The organism is Mesorhizobium sp. M8A.F.Ca.ET.181.01.1.1 (assembly GCF_004792025.1).
Lineage (GTDB): Bacteria > Pseudomonadota > Alphaproteobacteria > Rhizobiales > Rhizobiaceae > Mesorhizobium.
This window is the reverse complement of the sequence record NZ_SRTV01000003.1, coordinates 36,681-41,680: the sequence shown is the minus strand read 5'-3', so window position 1 is coordinate 41,680 and position 5,000 is coordinate 36,681. Positions and strand designations below refer to the sequence as shown.

Sequence of the window (5,000 nt, the reverse complement as noted above, 5' to 3'; positions counted from 1 at the left end):
CTGGGTTACTCGCTTCGGTCCTCATGGTGAGCACGCTTCGCTTTGAAAAACGGCCGCCCGCCGACACGGCCACGGACCTCGCCCGAGCGGCTTTCAGTGCCGATCCTCCAACAATTCCGGTGTGATGTTTCGGCCGGCGTAGAAGATGCCCAGGATCAGCACCTGCTCACCCTCGACCGCAAAAGCAATGCTGACCGCCCGCCGGTAGCCAACGATCCGCAGCCCAGGCATGATCTCGACCCGCTCCGTACCTCGCTGTGGAAAAGTCGATAAGCCGAGACAATGGTCCTTGATGCCCACGACGAAATTCCAGGCGATCGCCGGCGACGCCCGTTCGGCTATGTCGTCGTAGAGCTGTTCGAGTTCGGCTTGCGCGGCAGGATGAAAGACAATCCGATACTCCATTGCCTACTTGGCTTTCGCCTGCTTCGCGCGATGGCGCGCCTCCAGCCTGGAAAAGACCGCGTCAGCTGGTGTCGCTTTCGCCGGATCCTGCTTGAGTTCGGCCAGGCGCGACGGGATTTCCTCGCGCAGCCACCTCTCCCGCTCCGCCTCGAAATCCTCGAGCATGCGCAGGCCGGCACGCACGACCTCGCTGGCATTGTTGTAACGCCCCGATTCGAGCTGCTTCTTGATGAAGCTCTCATAGTGGTCATTCAAAGCGTAATTTGGCATTGGCAACCTCTTGGAGCGAGTGCGGGATCGCGGTGCCTATATAGCAATAGATGTCACCTATTGGCAAACTGGACCGATTCGGCCGGTGCTCATTTCCGCGATTCGTCCGGAGAGAATCAATTTGTCGCCTGATTCGGCATTGACTGAAATACCGCCTCGGCCACGACGGCACCGGCCAGCAGACGCGCAACTCGATACCCCGCATCCATCACGGTGCCAGATGCGCGCGGGATAGGTACGGAAGCCGGCTGAGTACAAATTCGTTTTATATCTTGACCTCCGAGACTGCGCCTTCCGGTTTGTGTATCTGTCTGCGATTTCGTTATGCGGCGAGGATGCGAATGCGAACAGCCCGCCGGCGGGAGCCTGGCGGGCTGTTTTTGTCTTGTTGAGGCAGGTCTTTTTTAGCCAGGGTTTGTGTTTGTTGTCCCGGTGGTTGGCTGCCGTCTTTGCGTGCTGATGATGGCTAAGATCGATGGCGGCTGGTTCGAACGCAAAACGGCCCGCCGGGTTTGATTCTGGCGGGCGGTTTAATTTGGTTTTGGGGACAGGATTTGAGTTATCGGTCCTGCTGCGTCGGCAAGGCCTGCTTGCGGGCCGCTGATGACAGGTTCGAATCGCCGGCGACCACGGCAAAATACAAAAGAGCCCGCACGATGGCGGGCTCATTTGTATTTGGTTGCGGGGACAGGATTTGAACCTGTGACCTTCAGGTTATGAGCCTGACGAGCTACCGGGCTGCTCCACCCCGCGCCACCGATTTGCAAGCGAGAGCTTGCGAGAGGTTTGTCCGCCAAATGAAAGGGCCGCTGACGCGGCCCGTGTTTCCCGTTGGCGGGCCATGTTCAGAGAAGATTTCATCGCCTCGACCCAAAAACCGGCTTCGATTTTTGGAAAGTAGGATGTGACACATAAAACGTGCGTTTAGCAGACCTGGCAGCGACCTACTCTCCCGCGTCTTGAGACGAAGTACCATCAGCGCTGGAGCGTTTCACGGCCGAGTTCGGAATGGGATCGGGTGCAGCCGCTCCGCCATAACCACCAGGTCGGCAAAACGCACGTTATTCGAGAAGCTGTTTTTTTGTGCCTTTGGAGTTCTTTTAGCCTGGCGCCTTTCGAAGCGAAGCTTCGCAAGGTCGACCGACCGTCGGCGCTTGTGCGCCGCACCCACGTAGCGCCGCCCGAAGGGCGGAACAAGCGTGAGTGAGAACAAACCATCTGACGAAGTCAGATGGACATAAGGAATGAGAACGATCAAGCCGATCGAACTATTAGTACCGGTAAGCTTCAAGCGTTGCCGCTCTTCCACACCCGGCCTATCAACGTGGTCGTCTTCCACGGTTCTCAGGGAATACTCGTTTTAAGGTGGGTTTCCCGCTTAGATGCCTTCAGCGGTTATCCCGTCCGGATATAGCTACCCTGCTATGCGGCTGGCGCCACAACAGGTCCACCAGAGATCCGTCCATCCCGGTCCTCTCGTACTAGGGACAGATCCTTTCAATATTCCTACACCCACGGCAGATAGGGACCGAACTGTCTCACGACGTTCTGAACCCAACTCACGTACCGCTTTAAATGGCGAACAGCCATACCCTTGGGACCTGCTCCAGCCCCAGGATGCGATGAGTCGACATCGAGGTGCCAAACAACCCCGTCGATATGGACTCTTGGGGGTCATCAGCCTGTTATCCCCGGCGTACCTTTTATCCGTTGAGCGATGGCCCTTCCACGCGGGACCACCGGATCACTATGACCGACTTTCGTCTCTGCTCGACTTGTCAGTCTCGCAGTCAGGCAGGCTTATGCCATTGCACTCAGCGAACGATTTCCGACCGTTCTGAGCCCACCATCGCGCGCCTCCGTTACTCTTTAGGAGGCGACCGCCCCAGTCAAACTACCCACCATACATTGTCCCGGACCCGGATAACGGGCCGCGGTTAGACATCCATAGTAATAAGGGTGGTATTTCAAGGGTGGCTCCACCTGAGCTGGCGCCCAGGTTTCAAAGCCTACCACCTATCCTACACATGCCACTACGAATGCCAATGTAAAGCTATAGTAAAGGTGCACGGGGTCTTTCCGTCTAACCGCAGGAACCCCGCATCTTCACGGGGAATTCAATTTCACTGAGTCTATGCTGGAGACAGCGGGGAAGTCGTTACGCCATTCGTGCAGGTCGGAACTTACCCGACAAGGAATTTCGCTACCTTAGGACCGTTATAGTTACGGCCGCCGTTTACTGGGGCTTCGATTCAGAGCTTGCACCCCTCCTCTTAACCTTCCAGCACCGGGCAGGCGTCAGACCCTATACGTCGTCTTGCGACTTCGCAGAGCCCTGTGTTTTTGATAAACAGTCGCTACCCCCTGGTCTGTGCCACCCTCCTCCACTTGCGTGGAAAAGGGTCACGCTTCTTCCGAAGTTACGCGTGCAATTTGCCGAGTTCCTTCAGCATAGTTCTCTCAAGCGCCTTGGTATACTCTACCAGACCACCAGTGTCGGTTTCGGGTACGGTTTATAAGGAGGAGCTATTTCCTGGAACCACGCAGCAGCCCGTTCAATCCGATAAGATTGGACTACCTCAATGATCCGTCACTACCTCCAAGCCCACGAATATTAACGTGGTTCCCATCGACTACGCGTTTCCGCCTCGTCTTAGGGGCCGGCTAACCCTGCTCAGATTAGCTTTAAGCAGGAACCCTTGGTCTTTCGGCGGGGGAGTCTCTCACTCCCCTTACGTTACTCATGTCAGCATTCGCACTTCTGATACCTCCACCACCCCTCACGGGTATGGCTTCATCAGCTTACAGAACGCTCCGCTACCGCTCGTATTGCTACGAACCCTAAGCTTCGGTGTATGGCTTTAGCCCCGTTACATTTTCGGCGCAAAGACCCTTATTTAGACCAGTGAGCTGTTACGCTTTCTTTAAATGATGGCTGCTTCTAAGCCAACATCCTGGTTGTTTTGGGATCCTCACATCCTTTCCCACTTAGCCATAACTTGGGGACCTTAGCTGTAGGTCAGGGTTGTTTCCCTTTTCACGACGGACGTTAGCACCCGCCGTGTGTCTGCCGACTAGTACTCCCAGGTATTCGGAGTTTGGTTAGGTTTGGTAATCCGGTGAGGACCCCTAGCCCATCCAGTGCTCTACCCCCTGGGGTATTCGGTCGACGCTCTACCTAAATAGATTTCGCGGAGAACCAGCTATTTCCGAGTTTGATTGGCCTTTCACCCCTAGCCACAAGTCATCCCGAACTATTGCAACAGTTATGGGTTCGGTCCTCCAGTAAGTGTTACCTTACCTTCAACCTGCTCATGGCTAGATCACTCGGTTTCGGGTCTAATGCGACGAACTGAACGCCCTGTTCAGACTCGCTTTCGCTGCGCCTACACCTAGCGGTTTAAGCTTGCTCGTCACACTAAGTCGCTGACCCATTATACAAAAGGTACGTGGTCACCCTTGCGGGCTCCCACTGTTTGTAGGCAATCGGTTTCAGGTACTCTTTCACTCCCCTTGTCGGGGTGCTTTTCACCTTTCCCTCACGGTACTAGTTCGCTATCGGTCATGCACGAGTACTTAGGCTTGGAGGGTGGTCCCCCCAATTTCAGACAGGATTTCACGTGTCCCGCCTTACTCGAGGACGATTGATTGCATTACGCGTACGGGGCTGTCACCCACTATGGCCCTACTTTCCAGAAGGTTCCGCTTGTCTCTCAATCGCCACTGGCCTGGTCCGGGTTCGCTCGCCACTACTTCCGGAGTCTCGGTTGATGTCCTTTCCTACGGGTACTTAGATGTTTCAGTTCCCCGCGTTCGCCACTTTATCCCTATGTATTCAGGATAAGTTACCTATATCTGATACTTGGAAACCACAGCAGCAAGTCGGCCTTGCGACCTTCTGGCTGCTCTGATTTTCCAAGTACCTTAGGTGGGTTTCCCCATTCGGAAATCTACGGATCAAAGGGTATTCGCACCTCCCCGTAGCTTATCGCAGCGTATCACGTCCTTCATCGCCTGTGCATGCCAAGGCATCCACCAATTGCCCTTAAGACACTTGATCGTTCTCATTGCCAATGCCCACCCGCGCAATCCGAAGGATTGTCGCTTCAGCCACCCTTGAGGGGTTAGCGTCCGCGCAATTCCGAAGGAATTGTCGCCTGAACCGGATCCTGTGCGGGATCCAATTCGATGTCATTGGCACAAAAAGACCAGCTTCTCGAGATCGGTTCGAGGGTGCGGTTAGGCAAACCCATCATATGCAAGGGATTGAGCGTCCCTTGCGACAAATCACGATCCTTTCAGATCATGAAGTTCGAACAAATCTT

2 protein-coding genes, 1 tRNA gene and 2 rRNA genes are annotated in these 5,000 nt (G+C 55.0%); all 5 read right to left on the bottom strand.

From position 1 onward, the window contains the following. Nucleotides 1-93: 93 nt before the first annotated feature. A complete protein-coding gene (locus tag EN824_RS12890) occupies nt 94-405 on the bottom strand; it encodes a type II toxin-antitoxin system RelE/ParE family toxin (protein ID WP_127279141.1) in 312 nt (103 codons plus the stop codon). Nucleotides 406-408: 3 nt separating this feature from the next. Beyond that, nucleotides 409-675 carry a type II toxin-antitoxin system ParD family antitoxin gene (locus EN824_RS12885; protein WP_127872300.1) on the bottom strand — a complete coding sequence of 89 codons (267 nt, stop codon included), beginning with the start codon at nt 673-675 and terminating at the stop codon, nt 409-411. A 676-nt stretch (nt 676-1,351) separates the two neighbouring features. Then, nucleotides 1,352-1,428: transfer RNA gene (locus EN824_RS12880), tRNA-Met, on the bottom strand. Nucleotides 1,429-1,606: 178 nt separating this feature from the next. Next, nucleotides 1,607-1,721 (bottom strand): 5S ribosomal RNA (gene rrf / locus EN824_RS12875). A gap of 204 nt (nt 1,722-1,925) precedes the next feature. Then, nucleotides 1,926-4,735, bottom strand: a 23S ribosomal RNA gene (locus EN824_RS12870). Nucleotides 4,736-5,000 lie beyond the last annotated feature (265 nt).